Raw genomic sequence first — 25,892 nt, 5'->3', positions numbered from 1 at the left:
AAAAACGCCCCATTGGGGCGTTTTTCGTTCCCACGCTCTGCGTGGGAATGCGTCCACTGACACTCTGCGTCACGACGCTCAAGCGTAGCTTTCGGTCTCGCTGCTCTGCTCAACCAGTTCCAGGCTGATGTTGTTCTGCGTGTTGATCTTGCGATACAGCTCGGCATCGGTCTCCAGGACCTTTTCCCGAGCCGGGAAGATCTCGTGCAGCTTGGCGGCCCACTCACCGGCCGCTTTCGTCGGGAAGCAGCGTTCGATCAGTTCCAGCATGATCGACACGGTCACCGAAGCACCTGGGGACGCGCCCAGCAGGGCGGCCAGCGAACCGTCCTTGGCCGCAACCAGTTCGGTACCGAATTGCAGCACGCCGCCTTTCTTCGGGTCTTTCTTGATGATCTGCACCCGTTGGCCGGCCACTTCCAGGCGCCAGTCTTCGGCTTTTGCCTCAGGGTAGAAGCGACGCAGGGATTCCAGGCGCTGCTCCATGGACTGGCGCACCTCGCTGACCAGGTACTTGGTCAGGTCCATGTTGTCCCGGGCCACGGCCAGCATCGGGCCGATGTTGCCGGCACGAATCGACATGGGCAGGTCAAGGAACGAGCCGTGCTTGAGGAACTTGGTGGTGAAACCGGCGTATGGCCCGAACAGCAGGGATTTCTTGCCGTCGACCACACGGGTGTCGAGGTGCGGCACCGACATCGGTGGCGAACCCACGGCTGCCTGGCTGTAGACCTTGGCCTGGTGGTGCTTGACCACTTCCGGGTTGTCGCAACGCAGCCACTGGCCGCTGACCGGGAAGCCGCCGAAGCCCTTGCTTTCCTCGATGCCCGAGGCTTGCAACAGCGGCAGGGCCGCGCCACCGGCGCCGAGGAACACGAACTTGGCGTCCACATCACGGGAATTGCCGCTGTTGACGTCCTTGATGCTCACGGTCCAGCCGGCGCCGTTGCGCTTGAGGCCGGTGACGCGCTTGCTGTACTTGACCTGGGCATCCGGGGCGCTGGTCAGGTGCGAGAGCAACTGGTTGGTCAGGGCGCCGAAGTTGACGTCGGTGCCGTTCATCACGCGGGTGGCGGCGATTTTTTCGTCCAGTGGGCGGCCGGGCATCATCAGCGGCATCCACTCGGCCATCTCGCTGCGGTCTTCGGTGTAGTGCATGTCCGAGAACGCGTGGTGCTGGCTGAGGGTTTCAAAGCGTTTCTTGAGGAACGACACGCCTTTCTCGCCCTGTACGAAGCTCAGGTGCGGCACGGGGCTGATAAAGGATTTGGACGAGCCAAAGGTGCCTTTCTTGGTCAGGTAGGCCCAGAACTGCTTCGACACCTCGAATTGGGTGTTGATGTGCACGGCTTTCTTGATGTCGATGGAGCCGTCGGCGGCCTGCGGTGTGTAGTTCAGCTCACACAGCCCGGCGTGGCCGGTACCGGCGTTGTTCCACGGGTTGGAACTTTCCGCGGCACCCGAATCCATCAGCTCAACGACTTCCAGCTTGAGGCCGGGGTCGAGCTCTTTGAGCAGTACGGCGAGGGTGGCACTCATGATGCCCGCACCTACCAGTACTACGTCGACTGCTTCGTTATGCGCCATTTAACGCGTCTCCAAAATCTGCAGCACCAAATTGACGGCATGGCTGCCAGGAGTGACGGGGCGGTTCACGTGATGCCCCAGGTTACCCATGGCCAGGATCGCCATGTCCGATTCTTCGCAATTTATCGCAAGCGGACGCTGCCGACCGGGCCTGATCTGCGTATGAACGCATTTAAGGGCGCCTGTGGCAATTCGACTTATGGTCAAGCTCGTCCGATCGTGCAACCAAATCCGTAGCGGACAGGCTTCAAGCTCCGGTTCTTGAGGAGTGCTCGGTCCTGTGTGGTGGGGCTGTTCCAGACGCTGATGGTGCTTGTACAAACGCAAAACTATTCATTTGCTCGCCACACTCTTGTGAAGTTGTGAAAACCCGTTTTTTTCACGCTCTTTTGAAGACGTGAACCTCAAAAAAGGGCTGCCCCAGCCTGGCACCTGGCCCGAAATCACTGCCGGCAAGCGGCAAAACGGGCAAACAACTCAAGTGGCCGAGCGCATGGCAGCTCTGGCAGATTCGGGTAAAGACGATGGTTTGCAGAGAAAACAGCAAGCTCGCCAGCTTCACACGATCTGTGTGGGCGGCTCTCTGTGGGCGGTGCGGGGGAGCTAATACAAGTGCATTAGCGATGCTGCGAGGCCCGATCAGGAGACGTCCTTATAATCGGGGGGAGATTGTAGCGAAGAAATGCGCGCAAATGGACGTGTTTAATGACTTTTATTAGCAGTCTGGTCAGGAGGCCAACGCGTGCCGTGCCTGTGGCTGCGAAACCCGGGGGCTGACGCGCGCGCTGGCGGGCAGCGGACGGTGCATCCAGCTCAGGCGGGTCTCTTCGACTTCGACCCAGCCTTCACCGACGGGCGGCAGGCTGCACTGCTTGAAAGCCTGGCAGCAGCCTTGGGCGTCGAGCAGGGCGAAGTGGCGATGGCTGGCGTGGGAAAAGAACAAAGATTTGAGAAGGCGCATGGCTGTGTACCCGGTTCGTTACATGCTGCGAAGGTTGGCAGTCTGGCATGACATTGAGGTGACGGTTCTGTGTGAAAATTGTAATTTCGCCGACAGTTCAGGCGCCGTTCAGGAATTCTGGTGAGTGGCGAGCGCTCACCGTTATACTGGCGCCCTGTTTGCATCTAGTCCTGGAGAAATGAGTATGTTGCAACGCCTGTTGTTCGGTTTGATCACTGTGACCAGTTTGACCCTGGTTGGCTGCGCCCACAGCCCGCAACAACTCAGCCCGCAACCGAAAATCACCACCCAGCTGGCGCCTGTCGGCCATGGCCAGCCGGTGTCGGTGCGTGTGGTTGACGGTCGTCCGTCGCCGACCCTCGGCACCCGTGGCGGCCTGTACCCGGAAACCAGCGCCATTACGGTGACCGGTGCGGACGTGCTGCCCAAGCTGCAAGCCCAGGCCGAAGCGGCCGTGCGCCTGTTGGGCTTCACCCCTTCCAACTCGCCAGGTGCGCCACAACTGACCATCACCCTGGCCGAGCTGAAGTATCAGTCGCCCAAGGAAGGCCTGTACGTGACTGAAGCCACCATCGGCGCGACCTTCAAGTCCGACGTGACTGCCGGTACCCGTCGCTACAGCGGCCGTTACGGCGCATCCCTGGACCAGCGCTTCGGCATGGCGCCGAACCAGGAAACCAACACCAAGCTGGTCAGCGACGTGTTGAGCGATGCCCTGACGCGCCTGTTCAAGGACCCGAGCATCGGTTCGCTGCTCAGCTCGCAGTAAACGTCAGGCGGGCGCGGAGCGCCCCAGTCGGCATTCCTTTGCGGCGCGTGGGAACGATCAAAAAACCGGGCTCATCACTGAGCCCGGTTTTTTTACGCCTGCCGTTTTCATGCAGCCGTTTCGACATAAAAGTCCAGCACACTCACGCCAGTGAGCAAGTCCAGCTCCGGCAGGTCGGCATGTTGATGCCCGCCGAGGGCGCAATACACCAGCCAGTGGCGGTCCTGCACATTGAACGCGAGGCCGCCCACCAGGGCCTCTTGCTCATCACTTGGGGCAATCAGATACAGCCGATCCTGGTTCTGCGCGTGCAACATGACAAGCTCCCGGGCTTTCGAAGGGCAACAGAGTGGCTTGTTAAGGTGACGTTCAGGTGACGCTGTAAATTACTGGATACATTAGCCGTCAATGGGGAAGGAGTAATGACGCGCAGGCGGCGCATATCATTCAGGTTTGTATCTGGATTGATACCAAGACACTGATACATCGAGGTTTGCGATGTCGCTGACCGCACTACTGCTCAATTCCCTTGCCCTGTTACTGGCCTGCCCGGCGGCATGGCTGCTGTTTGTCACGCGCCTGCATGAACAGCGCGCGATGGCCCGCCTTGCCGCGCAAAGCGAACTGCGTGCCATTGATCAGCCGATGCTGTATCTGGACGTGTTGACGCAGCGTACCTATCGCCTGTTCTACCGGTTGGGGTTTGTCTGTCTGGGGCTGGCGTTGCTGGTGTCCTTTCTTAGTACCCGATTGTAGGAACACCCTAAAAACAACTGTGGGAGCGCTGTTGCTGGTACCGGGTTACAGGGCAATCCCGGCCTTGACCCGGTACTGATTCCTCACCGGCGTCGCGTATTGCAACACCAGATACGGCCGATGCTCGGCCGGGCACGCATTCAAGCGCCGCTCCCACTCTGCCTTCGCCTTGGCCAACTCGTCCGCCGGGAATACCTCGGCTGCGGTCGGTACCTGCAATTGCGGATCGGCATCGCTCCATTGGGCGTACGCCAGGTAATGCACCGGGAACAACCGATACCCACCCAGGATCTGCCGGTCCATTTCGATCGCCAACAGCTTGGTGTCTTCGAACGCCTCGGTGATCGGCGGCGCGAAGTTGACGTGTACCCGGCCCTTGTAGCCGGTGATGCCCAGGGCGATGCTCACGTCATCTTCCCCCGGCGCCTTGCTGTAGGTGCCGGTGGTGGCGCGGATGTACAGCTCGCGGGCCTTGGCTGCGTCGCACGGGTCGTATTCGTAGCTGATGGACACCGGCGTCAGGTTCAGTGACTGGATGACTTCGGCGAACGGCTCGTCCTTGCGGCTCATGTGGAACATCTTGAGGATCGCCGACTCGGTGCGATCATCCCCATCCTTGGCGCGGCCTTCGGCCTGGGCGATCCAGATCGACTGGCAGTCGTTGCGAATCGAATGGTTGATGTAGGCCGACAGCAACTGGTAGGCCGCCATCTTCTCTTTGCGCCCGGTGATCGAGCGGTGCACGATGAAACTCTTGTTCAGGCGCATCAGGTCGCTGACAAACGGCTTTTGCAGCAGGTTGTCGCCGATGGCGATGCGTGGCGTCGGCAGGCCGGCGTGATACACGGCGTAGTTGACGAAGGCCGGGTCCATCACGATGTCGCGGTGGTTGGCCAGGAACAGGTAGGCGCTGCCGGATTTGAACTGCTCCACGCCGGTATAGGTCACGCCGTCGGTTGCCCGCTCGATGGTGTGGTCGACGTAAAACTCGACTTTGTCCTGCAGCGTGGCCACGGTGGTGACGCCGGCGAACTCACGGCGCAGTTTATGAGCGATCATCGGCTTGAGCAGCCAGCCGAAGGCGCCGGCAAAGCGCGGGAAGCGAAAGTGGGTCAGGATGTCCAGAAAGGCCTTGTCACTGAACAGTCGGGCCAGCACTGCCGGGACTTCGCTGTCGTTGTAAGGTCGGATGGTATCGAATTCGCCCATCATGCTCTCTTGTTAGAAACGGCTAGGGTAAGTAAAGGTTTGGAACAATAAATATCAGGGCGTGGTCCGGGCAATTGGCCGGGACGAAAAATAGCCCTGTAAATAGACCGGCGATTATACGCACAAGTCACCTTGGAGACCGCGATGGAAGAGGAGTCGTACGAATGTCCTTATTGTGGAGAGGTAGTCACGGCGCTACTGGACCTGTCGGCGGGCGATCAGGAATATATTGAGGACTGCCCGGTGTGCTGCCGGCCCATTGTTTTCGAGCTGCAGGTTCATGACGACGAATGGATGCTCAACGTGCGCAGCGAGAACGAATAAAGGTACGCCCATGCAGCGAATCTACGAGCCGGAAAACCTGATGGAAGGCGAGCTGCTGCAAGGCATGCTCGAAAGCGAGGGCATCACCGCGCACCTGGTGGGGCGCGATTTGCTCGGGGGTACCGGCGAACTGCCGATCTATGGCCTGCTGGCGCTGGCGGTGGAGAACGACCAGGCCGCCTACGCCCGCGAGCTGATCACCGCCTACAACGGTGCGCAACCACTGCCCGGTGATGAACCCGACAGCTTTCCCGACGTGCTGGTCTGTTAGGCTGTCGGCCAGTTTCTCCAAGAGTCGTGTTGCCCCATGTGTGGACGTTATGCCCTGTTTCGCTGGAACCCCGCGTTTGCTGCCTTGCCGGGCTTCCCGGCCGACCAGCAGGCCCAGTGGAACATCTCTCCCAATGACTCGGTGCTGATCCAGCGCCTGAGCGACGGCCAGCACACCCTGGCGCGGGCGCGCTGGGGCCTGACGCCGCCCTGGCTGACCGATCTCTCTCGTACACCGGCCCATGCCCGGGCGGAAACCCTTGCCGAACAGCCGATGTTTCGCGAAGCGTTTCGCCAGCGCCGCTGCCTGCTGCCGGCCAATGGTTTCTACGAATGGCGCGGCACCCAGCGCAAGCGCCCGTACTGGCTGACGCCGGGGGAGGGCAGCACACTGTTCTTTGCGGCGATCTGGGAGGCGTATCCGGTGCAGGAGCAGGTGTGGCTGAGTACGGCAGTGGTGACCCAGGCGGCGCAGAGTCAGCGCCGACCGTTGATTCTGGATGCGGCGGGGCAGGCAGCCTGGCTGAACCCCGAGACCCCGCTGCACACCTTGCAGGCCTTGTTGGCCAGTGAACCCACCGCGTTGCGCGAGCGGGTGCTGGCCAATATGGTCAACGATCCGAAGCTGAATGGACCGGAGTGCCTGACGCCGGGTTGAGCGTTGTGTTGAATCGGCCGGCCTCTTCGCGAGCAAGCCCGCTCCCACATTTGATTGCATTTCAACTGAAGGAATGCGATCAAATGTGGGAGCGGGCTTGCTCGCGAAGGCGCCCGAAAGGGCGCCGCTTGACTCAAACCTTGAACTGATTGATCAACCGCCGCTGCTGTTCCGCCAGCTTGGTCAGGTCTGCGCTGGCCGCGCTCGACTCATCCGCTCCGCCTGCCACTTCATTGGCCACCTGTCCGATATTGATCACGTTACGGTTAATGTCCTCGGCCACCGCGCTCTGTTCCTCGGCGGCGCTGGCGATCTGGGTGTTCATGTCGTTGATCACCGACACCGCCCGGGTAATGGTCTCCAGCGCCTGAGCCGCCTTGGCCGCGTGCTGCACGCTTTCATCGGTGCGGTTCTGGCTGTCTTCCATCACCCGCACCACGTCGCGGGTGCCCTGCTGCAGTTGCTGGATCATGGCCTGGATTTCTTCGGTGGCCTTCTGGGTCTTCTGCGCGAGGTTGCGCACCTCGTCGGCCACCACCGCAAACCCGCGTCCCTGTTCTCCGGCCCGTGCGGCTTCGATTGCCGCGTTGAGCGCCAGCAGGTTGGTCTGCTCGGCAATCCCGCGAATCGCCGTGAGGATGGCATTGATGTTCTCGCTGTCCTTGGCCAGCGCCTGCACCACACCGACCGCCTTGCCGATTTCCTCGGCGAGGGCGCCGATGGAGGTGGAGGTGTCGCGCACAATCTGCATGCCCTGGCTCGCCGCTTGATCAGCGTGGCTGGCGGCCTGTGCGGCCTGGGTGGCGTTGCGCGCCACGTCCTGTGCGGTCGCGGTCATCTCGTGCACGGCGGTAGCCACCTGGTCGATCTCGACCATTTGCTTGTGCACGCCCTGGTTGGTACGAATCGCGATGTCGGCGGTGTGCTCCGAGGAGTCGCTGACCTTCTGCACCGAACTCACCACCTGGGTAATCATCCCCTGCAACTTGGCCAGGAATGTATTGAAGCCGCTGGCAATCGCCCCCAGTTCGTCGGCGCGATCACTGGTCAGGCGCCGGGTCAGGTCGCCTTCGCCCTGGGCGATGTCATTGAGCATCGCCACCATTTGCTTGAGCGGCCGGGCAATGCCGTGGCCCACCAGCCAGATCACCAGCAAGCCGATGCCGGCGATCAGCAGCCCGGCCACGGCCATGCCGAAAATATCGGTTTTGCGCTGGGCGTCGAGGTCGTGCTGCATCGCCTGCAGGTCGGCCATTACCGCACTCAGGGGCAGTTGCAGGAGCAGGGTCCAGCGGGCGTCGGTCTGGCCGATGTTGAACGGCAGGAACAGCTCGATATGCCCGTGTTGCTTGTCCACGTCGTAGCGCACCTCGCCGATCTTCAGTTGGCCGAGGTTGGCCAGTTCGTTGCTGTCCAGCAGGTCGCTGGCCTTTTCCCCGAGCTTGCTGGCGTCCTTGGTGTAGGCCACCAGGCGGCCGTTGCTGGAAATCAGCGCCAGTTCACCAGCACCGTTGTACAAATTCTGATCAGCCTTGGTGAGCATTTCCTGGATGAAGTTCACCGACAGGTCGGCGCCGACGATGCCCTGAAAGGTGCCGTCGATCATGATTGGTTCGATAAACGAGGCGAGCATCACCATCGCATTCCCGACTTTATAAGGGGCCGGATCGATGGCGCAGGGCTTTTTGCTTTCCTTGGAACACAGGTAGTACTCACTGGCGCGCACGCCGGTGGACAGGATGGTCTGGTCGGCCACGTCAGCCAGTTTATCCAGGCCCAGGCTGCCGTCGGCATTGCGGAACCACCACGGCAGGAAGCGGCCGTTGGTTTCGATGCCGACCACCGGGCTGTTGACGTAGGCAGCATCGTTGTGGTCGATGGCGTTGGCTTCCCAGCCTATATAGGCGCCGAGAATCTTCGGGTTACGCACCACGGTTTCGTGGATCAGGTTGATCAGTTGTTCACGGGAGACCGCCAGTTGCGGGTTGCCGTTGGCGTCTTTCATGCCCATCAGGGCGTTGGCGGTGGCCAGGCCCTTGGCCGTCACCAGCGGTGCTTCGAGTTCGCGCTGGATCAGCGTCGCCTGGGTTTGCGCCAGGGCGGTCAGGCGCTGCTCGATGATTTGTTCGAATTGACCCTGGGTGCGTTCCTGCACCATCTCCTGGGTGCGCGCCCCGGCGAACAAGGCATACAGCACCAACACCGCCACCACGCTCAGGACAATGGCCCCGGCCAGTGCCGCGACAGAAAATTGAATCGACTTGAACTTCATGACGGCTCCGAACGCAGGGGGAGATTGGCTGCTTGTGTATATCGGCCGCGGGCGGGGGAGACATGAGGGCCATTACCTCAAAATGGCTGTGCCGGATGGGCGAATGTCGTAAATGGAATGGTTGCCAGCGTTTGTGAATTTTTTGCGGCAGTGTGGGATGTATCTGAAATCAGGTGGCTATACGTCTGTTGTATCTGGCGTCGATACAATTGGCCGACTACGATACGCGCCATGTTTTCAGGGAGCAGGTTGATGAAAAAGACAGTGGCGGTATGTGCGTTGGGCGCGGCTTTGTTGCTCGCCGGTTGTCAGTCGGTCAACACCACCAGCGGCGGCGCCGTGGGGGTTGAGCGCAAGCAGTACATGTTCAGCATGTTGTCGAGCCAGGAAGTCGACCAGATGTATGCGCAGTCCTACCAGCAGACCCTGGGTGAAGCCAGCGGCAAGGGCCTGGTGGACAAGACCAGCGCCAACGCCAAGCGCGTGCAGGCGATTGCCAACCGCCTGATCGCCCAGGCGCCCACCTTCCGCCCGGATGCGGCGCAGTGGAAGTGGGAAGTGAACCTGATCAAAAGTGACGAGATGAACGCCAACTGCGGGCCTGGCGGCAAGATCTTTGTCTACAGCGCGCTGATCGACAATCTCAAGTTGACCGACGACGAACTCGCCGCCGTGATGGGCCATGAAATTGCCCACGCCTTGCGTGAACACGGCCGCGAAGCCATGTCCAAGGCCTACGGTATCGAAATGGCGAAGCAGGGGGCCGGTGCCTTGTTCGGCCTCGGTCAGGACAGCCTGGCGCTGGCCGATACCGTGGCCAACTACGGCATGACCTTGCCCAACAGCCGCAGCAATGAAAACGAAGCGGACCTGATCGGCCTGGAGTTGTCGGCGCGTGCCGGTTACAACCCGAACGCGGCGATTACCCTGTGGAACAAAATGGCCAAGGCTTCGGAAGGCTCGCCACCTGAATTCATGAGCACCCACCCTGCCTCCGACAGCCGGATCGCCTCGTTGCAGGCGGCGATTCCGAAGGTGATGCCGTTGTATCAGCAGGCGAAAAAATCCTGATTTATAAGGCTGAAATGCAAATCTGAATGTGGGGGCCCGGCTTGTGTGGGAGTCGGGCTTGCCCGCGATGCAGGCACCTCGGTGTGTCAGTTGCACCGAGGTGATGCTATCGCAGGCAAGCCAGCTCCCACCAAAGCCCAGCCCTCATATGGGGTTGCGTTTAGATCCAGCCACTGCTCTGCATGGCCTTGTACACCGCAACAATGGCCAGGATGAAGAATGCCGTAGCCGCCAGTCGACGAATCAGCGTCAGCGGCAATTTGTCCGCGGCAAAATTACCCGCCAGCACCACCGGCACGTTGGCAATCAACATGCCCAGGGTCGTGCCGATAATTACCAGCCACAGTTCCGGGTATTGCGCCGCGAGCATCACGGTAGCGATCTGGGTCTTGTCGCCGATTTCCGCGAGGAAGAATGCGATCAGCGTGGTCAGGAAGGGCCCGAACTTGCGGGAAGTGCTGGCTTCGTCATCGTCGAGCTTGTCGGGCACCAGGGTCCACAGCGCCGTGGCGCAGAAGCTCGCCGCGAGTATCCAGTGCAGCACCGCATCCGAGAAGAAACTCCCGAACCAGGCCCCCACGGCACCGGCGGCCGCATGGTTGGCCAGGGTCGCGGCAACGATGCCGGCGATGATCGGCCAGGGTTTGCGAAAGCGTGCAGCGAGAATGAGTGCGAGCAGTTGCGTCTTGTCGCCAATTTCGGCCAAGGCAACGATTGCAGTAGGGACGAGCAGAGAATCCAGCATCAGGTAAGTTCCAGGGGCGGGTCGACACGGCTATGACACGTACAGCCTTCCCGCCCCGGGTAAGGTGTTCGTGTCATAGGTCTTGTCAAACCCCGGTCCGTCTGTGCGGACTCCTGGGTCGCATACGCCATGGCCTGTTGACCAAGTATGTTGACGTATGCCGGACGAGCGTGGCGCTCGTGGGAGACTACTCCCCTAGGACGGAGCGGATTCTGCCTAGGCAAAATCCATTCGGCAAGCCTTCTTTTGGAAAAAGATCTCAGCCGCGCTTGGCACGGTAAATGCGAAAACCCTGACCTTCTGCCTTGATTGCGCACACCCCAAGATGCTCTTCAATCAGCGGCTGATACTTCAGGAAGCTGTTGGCTACCAAGCGAAGTTCGCCGCCTTTTGCCAGATGTTTGGCCGCTTTTCGTAGCAGGTTCTCGGTGGCGAAATAATCGGTGTGCACCCCGACGTGGAACGGCGGGTTGCTCAGAATAGCGTTCAGATTCATCGGAGCAGCGTCGATGCCATCACCGGTCAACACCTCGGCTTCCAGGCCATTGGCCGCCAGTGTCAGGCGACTGCTGGCAGCGGCAAAGGCATCCACGTCGAGCATTGTCACCGTGTTATGCGGGTAGCGACGCTTGACCGCTGCCCCGAGCACACCCGCGCCACAACCGAAATCCAGCAAGTGACCGCTCGGCAACTTGTCCAGATGCTCCAGCAGCAATGCGGTACCGCGATCCAGCCGACCGTGGCTGAACACGCCCGGCAGGCTCACCACCTTGAGCGGGCCCTCAGCCAGCGGCACCTCGAACACCTGCGCCAGGCTCTCCAGTTCTACCGGCTCGGGGGCGTTGGCCACCGTCACCAGCCACAACTGGCAGTGCCGCGCATTGTCGAGCTTGCGCGGTTTGCCGAACGGGTTCAGTTGCTTGGCCGCGCTTTCGATGCCGCCTTTCTTCTCCCCCACCAGGTACAACTCCTTGCCGGGCAAACGCGCCGCCACGGCATTGAGCAGGTAATCGGTGAGGTCCTTGGACTTGGGCAGGAATACCACCGCGGTCTCGAACGAACGCTCGGGCACGTTCACACCAAACTGGCTGCGCTCGGCAAAACGTGCGTCCAGCGCGGCCTGGTCGCCGGCGTGCCAGCTCCAGCCATGGGCATTGGGCAGGCGGCCCAGCAGGTCATCGGCGGGCAAGCCCACCAGCAGCACGTCGCCTTGAAAAAGTTCGGCCTGGCGAAGCAGTACTTCACTGCGCGGATCCATGGTCTGCTCCTTGAAAAGGGGCGCAGTTTATCAACTGGCGACACGCAGCGGGGCGCCGCTGAAAAAGCCCTGAGTGTTTTCGATCAATTGGCCGACGATCCGCTGCCGGGCTTCGCGGCTGCCCCAGGCGTTGTGCGGGGTGACGATCAAGCGCGGGATGTCGCCGGCCAGCAGCGGGTTGCCGTTGACTGGGGGTTCGACACTCAACACATCGGTCGCCGCGCCGCCCAGATGACCGCTGCGCAGGGCATCGGCCAAGGCTTGTTCATTGATCAGACCACCGCGGGCGGTGTTGACGATGAAGGCGCCAGGCTTGAGCAAGGCGAGTTCACGGGCACCGATAAAGTCGCGGGTGTGTTCGTTGAGCGGGCAGTGCAGGGTCAGTGCGTCAACCTGCGCCAGCAACTCGTCCAGCGATACGCGATCGGCACGGGCCGGACGGCCTGGAATGGCGCCCAGGATCACGCGCATGCCAAAGGCTTCAGCCAGGCGCGCAACGGCACCGCCCAATTCACCATGGCCCAGCAGCCCGAGGGTTTTGCCTTCCAGTTCGACGATCGGGTAGTCCAGCAGGCAGAACTGCTTGGCTTGTTGCCAGTGCCCCGCCTGCACATCCCGTTGATAGTCGTTCAGGCGCGTCGCCAGGTTCAGCAGCAGCATGATCGTATGCTGCGCCACCGATGGCGTGCCGTAACCCTGGCAATTGCTCACGGTAACGCCGTGGGCGCGGGCGGCGGCGAGGTCGACGTTGTTGGTGCCGGTGGCGGTCACCAGGATCAGCTTCAGCTCGGGGCAGGCCGCCAGGGTCTCGGCATTCAGCGCGATTTTGTTGCTGATCGCCACCTGCGCGCCTTGCAGGCGTTCGATAATGTTTTCGGGTGTGGTCTGCTGGTGCAGGCTCAGTTCGCTGAAGAGTGCCTGCAACCCGCTGAGGTCCAGGTCCCCGAGGTCCAGGGAAGGGTGATCAAGGAAGACGGCGCGGCGATTGTTCGTCATCAACTGTACCTTTTGCGGCGGGATTCGAAGGCGTAATCTGCCGAGCCTATCAGATGAAATAATCAGTTACTTCCTGGAGTGTGCATGTACCTCACCGAGTTCTTGACCGTGGCACTGATTCACCTGTTGGCGGTGGCCAGCCCTGGCCCGGATTTCGCCGTGGTGGTACGTGAAAGCGTGACCCATGGCCGACGGGCCGGCACCTGGACGGCGTTGGGCGTCGGTTCGGCGATTTTCCTGCACGTGGGGTATTCGCTGCTGGGCATCGGCTTGATCGTGTCCCAGTCCATCGTGCTGTTCAATGCGCTGAAATGGGCGGCGGCGGCCTACCTGCTGTACATCGGCTTCAAGGCCCTGCGCGCCCAGCCGGCCAAGCCTGCCAGTGAAGAAGACCTGCACCTGGAAGCGGGCGAGCGCACTGCCCGTGGTGCGTTTACCTCAGGGTTTGTCACCAACGGCTTGAACCCCAAGGCCACGCTGTTCTTCCTGTCGCTGTTCACCGTGGTGATCAATCCCCACACGCCGTTGGCGGTCCAGGCCGGTTACGGCGTGTACCTGGCCGTGGCGACCGCGATCTGGTTTTGCCTGGTGGCCATGCTGTTCAGCCAGCAACGCGTACGCGCCGGTTTTGCACGCATGGGCCACTGGTTCGACCGCACCATGGGCGCGGTGCTGATTGCCATCGGTGTGAAGCTGGCCTTTACCAGCATGAAATAAGCCGGATGCTGGCTCAAAGCTAGCATTCATTGGGTTCTGCAAATCATTCCTTTGGCTGATTTGGCTGAAACATAAGCGCTCTAAAGTGCAGATGTTTCAGCCAAGACCGTGCAGTCAGATAAGGGATTCGTATGTTGCAGACTCGTGTTATCCCGCCCGCCGAAGGCGCCTACCAATACCCGCTGTTGATCAAACGCCTGTTGATGTCCGGGACACGCTACGAGAAGACCCGGGAAATCGTCTACCGCGACCAGTTGCGCTACACCTATCCGACCCTGATCGAGCGCGTCGCCCGCCTGGCCAGTGTGCTGACCGAGGCCGGGGTCAAGGCCGGTGATACCGTGGCCGTGATGGACTGGGACAGCCATCGCTACCTGGAATGCATGTTTGCCATTCCGATGATTGGTGCGGTAATCCACACCATCAACGTGCGCCTGTCCCCGGAACAGATTCTGTACACCATGAACCACGCCGAGGACCGCTTTGTGCTGGTCAACAGCGAGTTCGTGGGGCTCTACCAGGCCATCGCCAGCCACCTCACCACCGTCGACAAAACCCTGCTGCTCACCGACGGCGCGGACAAAACCGCCGAGCTGCCCAACCTCGTGGGTGAGTACGAAACGTTGCTGGCGGCGGCGAGCCCCCGCTACGACTTCGAGGATTTCGACGAAAACTCCGTCGCCACCACCTTCTACACCACCGGCACCACGGGCAATCCCAAGGGCGTGTACTTCACCCACCGCCAACTGGTGCTGCACACCATGGGCGTGGCGACCATCATGGGCAGCGTCGACAGCGTGCGTCTGTTGGGCACCAACGACGTCTACATGCCGATCACTCCGATGTTCCACGTCCACGCCTGGGGCCTGCCGTATGTGGCGACCATGCTCGGCCTGAAGCAGGTTTATCCAGGCCGCTACGACCCCGAATACCTGGTGGAGCTGTGGCGCAAGGAGAAGGTCACCTTCTCCCATTGTGTGCCGACCATCCTGCAAATGGTGCTCAACGCCAAGGCCGGGCAGGGCGTGGATTTCGGCGGCTGGAAAATCGTCATCGGTGGCAGCGCCCTCAATCGTTCGCTGTATGAAGCCTCCAAGGCCCGCGGGATTCAGCTGACGGCGGCGTACGGCATGTCCGAGACCGGGCCGCTGGTGTCCTGTGCCCACCTCAATGAAGAACTGATGGCCGGCACCGAAGACGAGCGCACCACCTACCGCATCAAGGCTGGCGTGCCCGGGCCATTGGTGGAAGCGGCGATCATCGACGGCGAGGGCAACTTCCTGCCCGCCGACGGTGAATCCCAGGGCGAGCTGGTGCTGCGCGCGCCATGGCTCAGCGAAGGCTATTTCAACGAGCCGCAGAAGGGCGCCGAGTTGTGGGCCGGCGGCTGGATGCACACCGGCGATGTGGCCACCCTCGATGCCTTCGGCGTGATCGATATTCGCGACCGCATCAAGGACGTGATCAAGACCGGCGGCGAGTGGATCTCCTCGCTGGCCCTTGAGGACCTGGTCAGCCGCCACCCGGCGGTACGCGAAGTAGCGGTGGTGGGGATTGCCGACCCGCAGTGGGGTGAGCGCCCGTTTGCGTTGCTGGTGGTGCGTGATGGCCATGTGATAGGGGCCAAGGAGCTCAAGGAACATCTCAAGCCATTCGTGGAATTGGGCCACCTGAGCAAGTGGGCGATTCCAAGCCAGATCGCCGTTGTTACGGAAATTCCCAAGACCAGTGTCGGCAAGCTCGACAAAAAACGTATCCGTATCGACATCATTGAATGGCAGGCCAACAACAGCACCTTCCTCTCCACCCTCTGACGCTGCTTGCCGTGCCCTCGCGGGCACGGCAGCGCTCTAGTCCAAGCCTTCACTTGTGATTTGCCAATTTTCAGCCATCCTTCCGTCGCTGACCTTCGTCAGCATGGCGAAAAGGACTGTGGCAGACGGGTTGGTGATGCAAATCACACTTTAGAGGGATCAAGCGGTACCCCCTGCTGGCTATAGTTCATCCCAGAGTTTTTCAAGGTGCGGTGCTGTGAACCTGGCGGGTTCATCTGTTCGCCCGGCATTGGAATCGTTGTATTCCGGCCGTTACAAGCCCTTAGAAACGACTCACTGCCATAACAATAATGCACATGGAGTAGCGTCGATGATCTCAGCACACCAGTTCTGGCGCCGGGCAAAACTGCCTTTGGCCGTCAGCCTCGCCTCTACGCTCGCCGGGCCTGCATTCGGCGTCAGTTTCAACATCGGTGAAATCGAAGGCAGCTTTGACTCGTCCCTGTCGGTCGGGGCCAGTTGGTCGACGGCGGGTCGCAATAAAGACCTGATCGGTGCCAACAACGGTGGCAGGGGGTTGTCGCAAACCTCGGATGACGGTCACCTGAACTTCGACAAAGGTGATTCCTTCTCGAAGATCTTCAAAGGCATTCATGACCTTGAGTTGAAATACGGCGACACCGGCGTGTTTGTCCGGGGCAAGTACTGGTATGACTTCAAGCTTAAAGACGACGACCTCGATTTCAAGAACATCAGCGACAACAACCGCCCAACAGGCGCCCGATCTTCCGGCGGGCAGATTCTCGACGCCTTCGTCTACCACAACTACTCGATTGGTGATGAACCGGGTTCCGTACGGTTGGGCAAGCAGGTAGTGAGCTGGGGTGAGAGCACGTTCATTGGTGGCGGTATCAACGCCATCAACCCGATCGACGTGGCTGCATTCCGTCGTCCGGGGGCCGAGATCAAGGAGGGCCTGATTCCGGTCAACATGTTCTACGTGTCGCAAACGCTGACCGACAACCTGTCGGCTGAAGGCTTCTATCAGATCGGTTGGGACAAGACCGTGACCGATAACTGCGGCACGTTTTTCTCGCAGCCCGACATCATTACCACCGGCTGTAACGATAATTTGCGGGTGTTGAACAAGCGTTCCACGATCAACCCGGCCGCTTTGCCGAGCTTGGCCGCCTTGGGCGTCGACGTTAATGACGAGGGCGTCCTGGTGCGCCGCGGTCCGAACCGTAACGCACGTGACGGCGGCCAATACGGCGTCGCAATGCACTACAACTTTGAGCCGCTGGACACCGAGTTCGGCGCCTACTACATGAACTACCACAGCCGTGCGCCGATTTTCAGTGCAACTGGCGCGCCTCAGTCGGTCTACGACAGAGCCAGGCCTTTGGGTCAGGCAGCTGCACTGGTGGTGGCGGGCAACTCGCAATACTTCGTTGAGTATCCGGAAGACATCCACCTCTTTGGCTTGAGTTTCTCCACCACGTTGCCTACCGGCACGGCATGGAGCGGCGAGTTGAGCTACCGGCCCAACGCGCCTGTGCAGTTGAACTCCACCGACATCCTGTTTGCCGGCGTTCGCCCTCTGGGCTTCCCGGTGCTCAAGGATGCTTCGTTGTTAAGCGGTGTACCAGGCCAGGATTTGCATGGTTATCGCCGTAAGGAAATCACTCAACTCCAAACCACGTTCACCCACTTCTTTGACCAGGTCATGGGCGCCAGCCGCCTGACGCTGGTGGGCGAAGTCGGTATGACCTATGTCGGCGGGTTGGAGAGCAAGTCCAAGGTTCGCTATGGCCGTGATCCGGTGTTTGGCCCGGGTACCCTGCCTAACGGCGCGTGTGCGGCGTTGAACAACTCTACCGCCCAAGGTGCTGGCCTTCCCAATGCCAACGGCCTGAACACCAGTTGCAACAACGACGGCTTCACTACTGCAACTTCGTGGGGCTACCGTGGCCGTGCGATCTGGGAATACCCGGATGTGTTTGCCGGCGTCAACCTCAAACCCAACGTGGCCTGGTCCCATGACGTTAAGGGTTACTCGCCTGGCCCTGGCGGTAACTTCGAGGAAGGCCGCAAGGCGATCAGCCTCGGGCTGGACGCCGAGTACCAGAACACTTACACCGCGAGCCTGGCCTACACCAACTTCTTTGGTGGCGACTACAGCACCGTGGACGACCGCGACTTTGTCGCCTTGAGCGTTGGCGTGAACTTCTAAGCACACTCTGTTTAAGCAGTATGTTTTAAGGAAGAACCAGAACATGAAAATAACTAAAAATCTGTTGCAGGTGGGTGTGCTGGGGCTGTCGATCATGGCGGGTAGCGTCATGGCGGCGGTCTCGGCGGATGAAGCCGCCAAGCTCGGCACGACCCTGACCCCGATGGGCGCCGAAATGGCCGGTAACGCGGCCGGCACCATCCCTAAATGGTCGCCGCTGCCCACCAACGCCGGCGCCGTGGATGCCCGTGGCTTCCTGGCCAACCCGTACGCCAGCGAACAGCCGCAATTCACCATCACCGCGCAGAACGTCGAGCAGTACAAGGACAAGCTGGCGCCGGGGCAGTACGCGATGTTCAAGCGCTACCCCGACACCTTCAAGATGCCGGTCTACCCGACCCATCGCGGCGCCACGGTGCCGGCTGATGTGTTCGCCGCCATCAAGAAAAACGCCACCAGCACCAACCTGGTGTCCGGCGGCAACGGCCTGGAAAACTTTGAAACCGCCGTACCGTTCCCGATTCCGAAAAGCGGCGTTGAAGTGATCTGGAACCACATCACCCGCTATCGCGGCGGCAGCGTGACCCGCCTGGTGACCCAGGCCACGCCGCAAACCAACGGCTCCTTCAGCCTGGTGTATTTCCGTGATCAGTTCGTGTTCCGCGACAAGATGAAGGACTACGACCCGAAAAACCCGGGCAACATCCTGTTCTACTTCAAGCAGCAAGTGACTGCGCCGGCACGTCTGGCCGGTGGTGTGCTGCTGGTGCACGAAACCCTCGACCAGGTGAAAGAGCCGCGTTCGGCGTGGGTCTACAACGCCGGCCAGCGTCGTGTGCGCCGGGCACCGCAAGTGTCGTATGACGGCCCGGGTACCGCCGCCGACGGCCTGCGTACCTCCGACAACCTCGACATGTTCAACGGTGCACCGGACCGCTACGACTGGAAACTGGAAGGCAAGAAGGAACTGTACATCGCCGAAAACAGCTACAAACTCGACGATCCGAAGCTCAAGTATGTCGACATCATCAAGGCCGGCCACATCAACCAGGACCTGGCGCGCTACGAGCTGCGCCGCGTGTGGCATGTGGTTGCAACCCTGAAGGAAGGCCAGCGCCATATCTACGCCAAGCGTGACTTCTTCATTGACGAAGACACTTGGCAAGCCGCGGTCATCGACCACTACGACGGTCGTGGCCAGCTGTGGCGCGTGGCGGAAGCCCATGCCGAGAACTACTACGACAAGCAAGTGCCGTGGTACGCCCTCGAAACCCTCTACGACCTGCAGTCCGGCCGCTACCTGGCACTGGGCATGAAGAACGAAGAGAAACAGGCCTATGACTTCGGTTTCACCGCCACCACCAGCGACTTCACCCCGGCGGCCCTGCGCCAGGATGGTGTTCGCTAACTTGCTGTAAACGAGGCCGCATCCTCGAAGAAGCCCCGACTGGTTCGGGGCTTTTTTTTGCGCGACCACTGTGGCGAGGGAGCTTGCTCCCGCAGGGATGCGTAGCAGCCCCAAAAACGGGAGCGCTGCGCACTCCAGCGGGAGCAAGCTCCCTCGCCACAGAGTGTCGGTCGTTACAGAAGAAGTCCGGATATTTTTTGTTGTAGTCTTTTTCAGACAAATGTTGCAAAGATCTACAAAGCTGCCGCTTTTACCGCTAGTCTGCGGACATCTGCAATGCCGACAACAGCCTTCTACAAGAGCCCGGCGATGACTGATCTGTCCCGAATTCAAGGGCCTGCCAGCGCGGTGATTCCGACCCTGGAAGGGCGCTTCTATCGACCCCCACTGCCTGACGGCTATGTGTTGCGACCGCGCCTGTGCGAACGGCTGAGCGAAGGGTTGGCCGGGCGTCTGTTGCTGGTCAGCGCCCCGGCCGGGTTCGGCAAGAGTTCGCTGGCGGTGGAGTTCTGCCAGAGCCTGCCGGCCCACTGGCAAAGCTTGTGGTTGGGGCTAAGTCCCCGGGACAACGACCCGGGACGTTTTCTTGAACGCCTGCTCGATGGCTTGCAGCAATACTTCCCGCAGTTGGGCGCCCAATCCCTGGGCCTGCTGAAAATGCGCCAGCGTCACCAACCCTTCGCCTTTGAAGAATGGCTCGACGGCCTGCTGGATGAACTGACGGTGCACCTGTCGACCCAGGCGCCGCTGTTGCTGGTGCTGGATGACTACCATCTGGCCCAGGGCCCGGTACTCGACCGCTGCCTGCAATTTTTCCTCAATCACCTGCCCGACGGCCTGCTGGTGCTGGTCACCAGCCGCCAGCGTCCCGACTGGCACCTGGCCCGACTGCGCCTGTCCCGGCATTTGCTGGAACTGCACGAGCAGGACCTGCGCCTGACTCACGGCGAATCCCTGGCGCTGCTGGATCGCCACAGCAGTTCATTGCGTGGTGAAGCCCTGGATAACCTGATCCGGCGCAGCGAAGGCTGGGTGGCCGGCCTGCGTTTCTGGCTGCTGGCGGCTTCCGAGGCCGGCAGCGAAGGTACGCTGCCCCAGGGTTTGCACGGCGGGGAAGGGCTGATCCGCGATTACCTGCTCGAAGAGGTCATCGACTGCCTGCCCTCGGAAGTCCAGGCGTTCCTCTACGACACCGCGTCCCAGGAGCGCTTTTGCAGCGAGCTGTGCGACGCCGTGCGCGAGGCCCACGACAGCACGGAAATCCTGCGCTACCTGCAAGCCCACCAGGTATTCCTGGTGCCGCTGGACGAGCAGGGCCATTGGTACCGTTATCACCATCTGTTTTCCGACCTGCTGCGCACCCGGCGCGCGAGCAATGCCGTGTTGCCGGCAGCCAGCCTGCACCTGCGGGCCTGCCGCTGGTTCAATGCCCAGGGCTTGATCGACGAGGCAGTGGAGCAGGCGCTGCGTGCGGGCCACCTGGATGTGGCGGCAAACCTGGTGCAGAACCTGTCCGAAGAGCAACTGCTGGCGGAGCAGAATGTCGGCATGCTGCTGCGCTGGAAAATGGACTTGCCCGACAGTTTGCTGATGAGTACGCCACGCCTGATCGTGCTCTACAGCTGGGCGTTGGGCCTGGCCTGCCAGCTGGATGCGGCGCAGGAACTGGCCAGCCACCTCAGCCGTTTTTTACCGGCCCCGTCGGCCACCGCGCAAAAGTCGATGCTGGCGCAATGGCTGGCCCTCAGCGGGATTATTGCCAGGGGCCGTGGTGATCGTGAGCTGACCCAGTCGTATTGCAGCGAGGCCTTGGAAAGCCTGCCGCACAAACGCTATGGCCAGCGGTTGATGTGCCTGTCGACCCTGTCCAACCTGGCCATTGTCGACGCCGACCTGTGGCGCGCCCGCGGCCTGAACCGCGAATCCCTGGAGTTGGCGCAGCGGGTCGGCAATCCATTGTTTGAAGCGCTGGCCCATTACGACCGAGCGCGTGTACTGCAGGCCCGTGGCGAGATCCTGCGGTCGCTGGATGAAGTGCGCCAGGGCCTGCAACGTTTGCAAGGCCTGGCGCCGCAACGCCTGTACGCAGTGCGCGCGCGCCTGGCGTTGTACGAAGGCTATTTGCTGCTGATGCGCTGCCAGCCTGAAGCCGGGCTCGCTCGGCTGCGTGCCGGATTGACGGAGGCGCGAGCCTGTCGGGATATCAGCGTGTTGATCGGCCACTGTGTGATCGCCAGCTTCGAAGGTCGCCGTGGCGACTTCTCCGTGGCCTTTGCCGAATTGGCCGAGGCCGAGCGCTTGATGCATATCTGGGACGTGCCGCCGATTTTCTATCTGGCGATGATCACCCTGGTCAAATGCGAGCTATGGCTGGCTCAGGGGCGCACCGACCTGGCCGATGCCTGGCTGACGCGGCTGGGGCAAACCTACAACGGTGAACAGGCCGCTGCCGCACCGGAGTTCCACCCGCACCTGCCGCAACATATCGAGTTGCAACAGGCGGCACTCGACGCCATCCGTCATCAGCCGGCGGCTTCACTGCAACGGCTCGACGAACTGGCACGCCAGGCCCATAACAGCGGCCGGCAGATGATCAGCCTGATGGCGCTGACCCAGCAGGCACTGTTACTGCTGGACGGTGGCCAGGAAGCCCAGGCCCGCCCGGTGTTTGCCCGCGCGCTTGAAGCGGCTGCCGGTGGCGCGATGCAACCTTTCCAGCGCCTGTTGGAACGCTATCCCGAGTGGACGCGGGAGCAGCTGTCTCGGGATCCCCATGGACTGTTGAACCAGGGCCTGCTGGCACTCTTGCCGGATGTTGCAGTAGTTGAAACCCCACACACACTGGAGACCCTGAGCACCCGTGAACTGGCGGTGCTGCACCTGATCGCACAGGGTTGTTCAAACCAGGAGATCAGCAATCAGCTGTTTATCTCCCTGCACACCGTGAAAACCCACGCCAGCCATATCAACAGCAAGCTCGGGGTGGAGCGGCGCACACAGGCGGTGGCGCGGGCGCAGGAGATGGGATTGCTGGGGTAGAAACCTGGATCAATGGGATCGAAAGCCCCAGACGATTTCCACCACGCGCGCTGCCACCAGTACATAGATCAGGATAAGCAGCAGCTGAAGGACCAGGTGATAACGCAGTTTGGCGAGCCGGCGGATGCCATCGCTCACATTCAGCACCATCAGCAAGCTTGAGACCACGATCAAGCCCCACCCGGCCACGCTTGACGCCAGGATGCCGAGGAACAGCTCATGTTTCCCGGCCAGTGCGTTGGTGCCCGCAGCAAACAACAGCGCGCATACCAGCAGGTTCTTCACATTGTCGAAGACCTGGGTGCTGAAGTCATTCTCCAGCAGTTGCTGATACCACTTCCAGAATGTGCGCATGGCTCGATCCCCCGGATCAATGTTTACCGCACGGCGGGGCACTCACTCGATGACTTGTCGGCGGCCTGGCTGAGCAGCGCGGCAAACCGCTTGACGTTGTTTTGCTGCGCGATCACCAGGTCATCAATGGTCGGGCCGGATGGCGACTGCACCACCGTGCGACACGTCAGCGGCGTGCGTTCGTCCGTGCCCGTCTGGCGAAGCCGCCATTTGACGTCGAGCAGGGCGTACTGCCCGGGGATCGAGTCAAAGCGCTGGACCTCAATGCGCACCGCCAGGTTTTTCCGGCTGCTGGCGAGTTGATCCACCAGCGCGCTGCGCAACTCATCCACCAGGCTGGCAGCCCACCATTGCGTCTCGAGAATGGCCACGCCGCTGTCACCCTGGCGGATGACAATCTGTGGCCGGTCGACCTGTGGCGGGACCGTGATGCTTTCAATCCGGATCTCGCCCCCCGCGGCCAATGACGCATTGCTGCGCTGCACCGGCGTCAGGGTATGAAATTGAATGGGCTCACTGCGGCACGCCGTCAGCAGCAGCAACCCGGTGAGCAGCGTGATCTTCAGCGGCAAAGCCATGGTGGTTGCTCCTGTGGTCATTTGCGCGGTGGCCCTTGCAGGTCGGAGGGCGCGGCGTTGTCGGGGCGACCGCGAATCAGCGATTCGGGATGGCGTGCCAGGTAGTCCGACAGCTCTCGCAGGGAGCGCGACATGCGGCTCAGTTCGTCCAGGGTCTGGGTCAACTGTTCCCGTTGCGGCGAATCCTCGGCCAGGGTCGAACTGGCGGATTGCAGGGTTTTACTCACGTCGGCCAGCGTGTTTTGCACCCCCGGCAGTGTCTTGGCGTTGAACTGGCCGAGACCCTTGCGCAGTTCCACCAGGCTGCCGTCGAGGTTGCCGGCAATTCGCTCGATTGGCAGTTGGTTGATCTTGTTGACGATGCCTTCGAGTTTTTCCTGCAGTTGTTCCAGGTTGCCGGGGATGGTCGGAATACTGACGGGGCGCAGGTTCGGGTCAAACACGACTTTGTCGGCCTTGGGGAAGAAGTCCAGGGCGATATAGAGCTGGCCAGTGAGCAGGTTGCCGCTGCGGGCCTGGGCGCGCAGGCCGTGTTCGATGAAGCTGCCTATCAGGCGCACACCGCCGGCTTCGTCGTTGGGGTCATGCTTCAAGACCGTGAGCATTTTGGTGTTGGCTTCGCCGAGGCGCTGCGGGTAGATCACGATGCCGACGTTGACCGGGAAGCTGCGTTTTTTCTCGTCGAAATCCAGGTTGATCGACACCACTTTGCCGAATTCGATACCCAGGAACTCCACTGGCGCACCCACCGTAAGCCCGCGCAAGGCCTGGTCGAACCGCAGGTTCAGGTATTGCGCCTTGCCATTGGGCGGGGCCAGCGCGGTTTGCTGGTCGGCGAACAGTTCATAGGAGTGTTCTTCGTCGGCCGGCTTGTCGTTGGGGCTGTAGGGCGGGGCGAGGAAGGCGATGCCGCCCACCAGCATGGACGACAAGGATTCGGTTTTCAGCGCAAACCCGTTGGCGCCGACACTCACATCAATCCCGCTGGCGTTCCAGAACCGGGTGTTCTCGGTGACGTAGGCGTCATTGGGTGCATGCACGAACACGTCGATGTTCACGCCCTTGCCGTCAGCGTCCAGGGCATAGGCCACCACCTGGCCAACGGGAATCTTGCGGTAGTACACGGGGGAGCCGATATCCAGCGAACCCAGATCCTGGGTGTGCAGCGTGAAGCGCTTGCCCGGTTCGCCATAGGTAATGGGCGGCGGGTTTTCCAGGCCGGTGAACCGGTTGGCGCGGGTATCGGACTGGCCGATATCGGCGCCGATATAATCCCCTGAGAGCAGCGTGTCGATACCGGAAACGCCGCCGGCGCCGATACGTGGGCGCACCACCCAGAACTGCGAGTCTTCACGGGTGAAGCTTTCAGCCTGCTTGGACAGTTTGATCGTGGCGTTGACGCTTTTCTGATCGTCGCTCAACTCCACATCAGTCACCTGGCCGATCACCACGTTGCGGTATTTCACGTCGGTCTTGTTGGCGGTCAGGCCGCTGCCGGTCTTGAAGGTAATGGTAATGCTCGGCCCTTGCTGAAGGATGCTGTGCACCACCAGCGAAATGCCCACCAGCACCGCGACAATCGGCACGATCCACACCAGCGAGACGCTGAAGCGCCGCGTCTTGATCGCAGGCGAGCCCGCAGGCTGCGGTTTGTCAGTGGTTTGCGACGCCATCCGGCATCTCCTCGTTGTGTGGGTTTTCCCAGATCAGGCGCGGGTCGAAACTCATTGCCGAGAGCATGGTGAAAACCACCACCAGGCCAAAGAACAGAATGCCCAGGCGCGGCTCGATGGTGCCCAGGGCCTGGAACCGCACCAGGGCGGCCACCAAGGCCACCACGATCACATCCAGCATCGACCAGTAGCCAATCACTTCGACGAAGCGAAACAGCTTCGAGCGCTCCTTGCGCGCCCACTGGTTATTGCGCTGCACGGTGACCAGCAGCAACGTCAATGCGACGAACTTGATACCCGGCACCGCGATGCTGGCGATGAAAATGATCAGGGCGATGTCCCAGGCGCCGTGCTGCCAGAACTCCAGCACGCCGCTCATGATGGTGCTGTCGGCGCCCGAGCCGAGCATCGAGGTGTTCATCACCGGCAGTAAGTTGGCGGGCACGTAAAACGCCAGCGCCGTCAGCATATAGGCCCAGGTACGGGTCAGCGAATGGACCTTGCGCCGGTGCAGCGGCGCGCCGCAACGCTCGCATTCGTCGGGCGCGGTGCTGACGTCGCAAGCCTGGCCGCAGCTGTGGCACAGGCACAGGTTCAGCTCGCTGGCGGTCGGTGGACGGCTCATAAAATGTCCCACAGGTCGCGAATATCACGCCCGGCAATGCGGATCAGCAACAGGCTGAGGGCGGCCAGGGCAAACAGGCCGGTGCCGGGCAATACATCCAGCATGCCGGCGAGTTTGAACACCGCCACCATGGCGCCCAGCAGGCAGACTTCGAGCATACTCCAGGGCCGAAGCGCTTCGAGCCAGCGCATGCACAGCTTGAACGCCGGCGAGCGTTGGCCCTTCATCGCAAAGCCCAGCACCCAGATCAACAGCAGCAACTGGAACACCGGCGCGATGATGATGGAAATCGCCGCCACCAGCGCGATGAAGGTGATCGGGCCCTGGGCCAGTGCGACCACCGAATCCCATAACGTGGCGCTGCTTTTCAGGCCTTGCAGGCTGATGCTCATCACCGGGTAGAAGTTGGCGAAAATCCACAGCACGGTGGCGGTCAGGGTCAGGGCCAGGCGTTGTTCCACCGACAGCCCGTTATAGCGCTGGAGTACGCCTGCGCAGCGGGTGCAAAGGGTCTTCTGATGTTTGGCGAGCGTGACTTTTTCGTACACGCAATCGCAGTGTTCGCAGATGATCAATGGGCTGAGGGTCGCCATAAGTCCCACTCCATGCGCTAT

The 25,892-nt window shown here is 61.2% G+C and carries 24 protein-coding genes, 1 pseudogene and 1 riboswitch; of the genes and pseudogenes, 11 read left to right on the top strand and 14 right to left on the bottom strand.

Annotated elements, in window-relative coordinates:
* Nucleotides 1-78: 78 nt before the first annotated feature.
* Complete coding sequence (mqo, locus tag HX873_RS04995) at nt 79-1,587, bottom strand: malate dehydrogenase (quinone) (RefSeq protein ID WP_003216154.1); 1,509 nt, start codon at nt 1,585-1,587, stop codon at nt 79-81.
* 727 nt (nt 1,588-2,314) lie between these two features.
* Nucleotides 2,315-2,548: a hypothetical protein gene (locus HX873_RS04990; protein WP_003216156.1), complete on the bottom strand. Its 234-nt coding sequence runs from the start codon at nt 2,546-2,548 to the stop codon at nt 2,315-2,317.
* A 184-nt stretch (nt 2,549-2,732) separates the two neighbouring features.
* Here HX873_RS04990 and HX873_RS04985 point away from each other — a divergent pair, with 184 nt between their 5' ends.
* Nucleotides 2,733-3,317, top strand: coding sequence for a YajG family lipoprotein (locus HX873_RS04985; RefSeq protein WP_003216157.1), 585 nt, complete (start codon nt 2,733-2,735; stop codon nt 3,315-3,317).
* 107 nt (nt 3,318-3,424) lie between these two features.
* Here HX873_RS04985 and HX873_RS04980 read toward each other — a convergent pair whose 3' ends face one another.
* Nucleotides 3,425-3,634, bottom strand: coding sequence for a hypothetical protein (locus HX873_RS04980; RefSeq protein ID WP_008434269.1), 210 nt, complete (start codon nt 3,632-3,634; stop codon nt 3,425-3,427).
* A 181-nt stretch (nt 3,635-3,815) separates the two neighbouring features.
* On the opposite strand from HX873_RS04980, the gene HX873_RS04975 reads away from it, so the two are divergent.
* Nucleotides 3,816-4,073, top strand: a complete 258-nt coding sequence (locus tag HX873_RS04975; RefSeq protein ID WP_177122440.1) for a hypothetical protein — start codon at nt 3,816-3,818, stop codon at nt 4,071-4,073.
* A 45-nt stretch (nt 4,074-4,118) separates the two neighbouring features.
* On the opposite strand, the gene HX873_RS04970 is transcribed toward HX873_RS04975, so the two are convergent.
* On the bottom strand, nt 4,119-5,282 hold the full coding sequence (locus HX873_RS04970) for a 1-acyl-sn-glycerol-3-phosphate acyltransferase (protein ID WP_029615884.1): 1,164 nt from the start codon (nt 5,280-5,282) through the stop codon (nt 4,119-4,121).
* A gap of 144 nt (nt 5,283-5,426) precedes the next feature.
* On the opposite strand from HX873_RS04970, the gene HX873_RS04965 reads away from it, so the two are divergent.
* The 3 genes from HX873_RS04965 to HX873_RS04955 are packed head-to-tail and all read left to right on the top strand — an operon-like array spanning nt 5,427 to nt 6,534.
* Complete coding sequence (locus HX873_RS04965) at nt 5,427-5,606, top strand: CPXCG motif-containing cysteine-rich protein (RefSeq protein WP_102369897.1); 180 nt, start codon at nt 5,427-5,429, stop codon at nt 5,604-5,606.
* A gap of 10 nt (nt 5,607-5,616) precedes the next feature.
* Nucleotides 5,617-5,877, top strand: a complete 261-nt coding sequence (locus tag HX873_RS04960) for a putative signal transducing protein (protein WP_017477710.1) — start codon at nt 5,617-5,619, stop codon at nt 5,875-5,877.
* 36 nt (nt 5,878-5,913) lie between these two features.
* Nucleotides 5,914-6,534, top strand: coding sequence for an SOS response-associated peptidase (locus HX873_RS04955; protein WP_003216163.1), 621 nt, complete (start codon nt 5,914-5,916; stop codon nt 6,532-6,534).
* Between the two features lie 133 nt (nt 6,535-6,667).
* Here the strand turns inward: HX873_RS04955 and HX873_RS32015 are convergent, their stop codons facing one another.
* Both HX873_RS32015 and HX873_RS32010 read right to left on the bottom strand, forming a co-directional pair.
* Nucleotides 6,668-7,411, bottom strand: a complete 744-nt coding sequence (locus tag HX873_RS32015; RefSeq protein WP_371135980.1) for a methyl-accepting chemotaxis protein — start codon at nt 7,409-7,411, stop codon at nt 6,668-6,670.
* A 114-nt stretch (nt 7,412-7,525) separates the two neighbouring features.
* A pseudogene (locus tag HX873_RS32010) lies at nt 7,526-7,726 on the bottom strand (HAMP domain-containing protein); the annotation flags it as partial.
* Between the two features lie 1,332 nt (nt 7,727-9,058).
* Between HX873_RS32010 and HX873_RS04945 the strand changes: the two are divergent.
* Nucleotides 9,059-9,877 carry a M48 family metallopeptidase gene (locus HX873_RS04945; protein WP_003216165.1) on the top strand — a complete coding sequence of 273 codons (819 nt, stop codon included), beginning with the start codon at nt 9,059-9,061 and terminating at the stop codon, nt 9,875-9,877.
* Nucleotides 9,878-10,037: 160 nt separating this feature from the next.
* Here the strand turns inward: HX873_RS04945 and HX873_RS04940 are convergent, their stop codons facing one another.
* The 3 genes from HX873_RS04940 to HX873_RS04930 all read right to left on the bottom strand — a co-directional run bounded on the left by HX873_RS04940 (nt 10,038) and on the right by HX873_RS04930 (nt 12,876).
* Nucleotides 10,038-10,622, bottom strand: a complete 585-nt coding sequence (locus HX873_RS04940) for a TMEM165/GDT1 family protein (RefSeq protein ID WP_003216166.1) — start codon at nt 10,620-10,622, stop codon at nt 10,038-10,040.
* Between the two features lie 88 nt (nt 10,623-10,710).
* Nucleotides 10,711-10,830, bottom strand: a riboswitch (yybP-ykoY riboswitch).
* Nucleotides 10,831-10,881: 51 nt separating this feature from the next.
* On the bottom strand, nt 10,882-11,880 hold the full coding sequence (locus tag HX873_RS04935) for a class I SAM-dependent methyltransferase (protein ID WP_008434258.1): 999 nt from the start codon (nt 11,878-11,880) through the stop codon (nt 10,882-10,884).
* Between the two features lie 30 nt (nt 11,881-11,910).
* Nucleotides 11,911-12,876: a 2-hydroxyacid dehydrogenase gene (locus HX873_RS04930; RefSeq protein ID WP_177122439.1), complete on the bottom strand. Its 966-nt coding sequence runs from the start codon at nt 12,874-12,876 to the stop codon at nt 11,911-11,913.
* Nucleotides 12,877-12,960: 84 nt separating this feature from the next.
* On the opposite strand from HX873_RS04930, the gene HX873_RS04925 reads away from it, so the two are divergent.
* The 5 genes from HX873_RS04925 (at nt 12,961) to HX873_RS04905 (ending at nt 22,048) form a co-directional block, all read left to right on the top strand.
* Nucleotides 12,961-13,593: a LysE family translocator gene (locus HX873_RS04925; RefSeq protein ID WP_003216169.1), complete on the top strand. Its 633-nt coding sequence runs from the start codon at nt 12,961-12,963 to the stop codon at nt 13,591-13,593.
* Between the two features lie 131 nt (nt 13,594-13,724).
* The gene (locus tag HX873_RS04920; protein ID WP_177122438.1) at nt 13,725-15,407 is read left to right on the top strand and encodes a fatty acid--CoA ligase; all 1,683 of its coding nucleotides are present in this window, start codon (nt 13,725-13,727) and stop codon (nt 15,405-15,407) included.
* Between the two features lie 331 nt (nt 15,408-15,738).
* Nucleotides 15,739-17,601 (top strand): DUF1302 domain-containing protein, encoded by a 1,863-nt coding sequence (locus HX873_RS04915; protein ID WP_003216171.1) that lies wholly within the window; start codon nt 15,739-15,741, stop codon nt 17,599-17,601.
* A gap of 43 nt (nt 17,602-17,644) precedes the next feature.
* Nucleotides 17,645-19,009: a DUF1329 domain-containing protein gene (locus HX873_RS04910; protein WP_008434250.1), complete on the top strand. Its 1,365-nt coding sequence runs from the start codon at nt 17,645-17,647 to the stop codon at nt 19,007-19,009.
* Nucleotides 19,010-19,318: 309 nt separating this feature from the next.
* On the top strand, nt 19,319-22,048 hold the full coding sequence (locus tag HX873_RS04905) for a LuxR C-terminal-related transcriptional regulator (RefSeq protein WP_177040262.1): 2,730 nt from the start codon (nt 19,319-19,321) through the stop codon (nt 22,046-22,048).
* Nucleotides 22,049-22,057: 9 nt separating this feature from the next.
* Here the strand turns inward: HX873_RS04905 and HX873_RS04900 are convergent, their stop codons facing one another.
* From HX873_RS04900 to HX873_RS04880, 5 genes are read right to left on the bottom strand one after another with little or no spacing between them, the layout of a single operon-like run.
* Nucleotides 22,058-22,402 (bottom strand): hypothetical protein, encoded by a 345-nt coding sequence (locus tag HX873_RS04900; RefSeq protein ID WP_003216175.1) that lies wholly within the window; start codon nt 22,400-22,402, stop codon nt 22,058-22,060.
* 23 nt (nt 22,403-22,425) lie between these two features.
* Nucleotides 22,426-22,980: a membrane integrity-associated transporter subunit PqiC gene (locus tag HX873_RS04895; RefSeq protein ID WP_008434246.1), complete on the bottom strand. Its 555-nt coding sequence runs from the start codon at nt 22,978-22,980 to the stop codon at nt 22,426-22,428.
* Between the two features lie 17 nt (nt 22,981-22,997).
* Complete coding sequence (locus tag HX873_RS04890) at nt 22,998-24,653, bottom strand: intermembrane transport protein PqiB (RefSeq protein ID WP_003216179.1); 1,656 nt, start codon at nt 24,651-24,653, stop codon at nt 22,998-23,000.
* Nucleotides 24,634-25,278, bottom strand: a complete 645-nt coding sequence (locus HX873_RS04885; RefSeq protein ID WP_003216181.1) for a paraquat-inducible protein A — start codon at nt 25,276-25,278, stop codon at nt 24,634-24,636. The genes HX873_RS04890 and HX873_RS04885 overlap by 20 nt, the downstream gene beginning before the upstream one ends.
* Entirely contained in the window at nt 25,275-25,871 is a 597-nt protein-coding gene (locus HX873_RS04880; RefSeq protein ID WP_003216183.1) for a paraquat-inducible protein A, read from the bottom strand. The genes HX873_RS04885 and HX873_RS04880 overlap by 4 nt, the downstream gene beginning before the upstream one ends.
* Between the last annotated feature and the right edge of the window lie 21 nt (nt 25,872-25,892).

Origin of the sequence: Pseudomonas sp. P7758 (assembly GCF_013386485.1) — a bacterium.
Taxonomy (GTDB): domain Bacteria; phylum Pseudomonadota; class Gammaproteobacteria; order Pseudomonadales; family Pseudomonadaceae; genus Aquipseudomonas.
The sequence above is the reverse complement of the archived record's forward strand: the minus strand, read 5'-3'. Positions and strand labels throughout refer to the sequence as shown.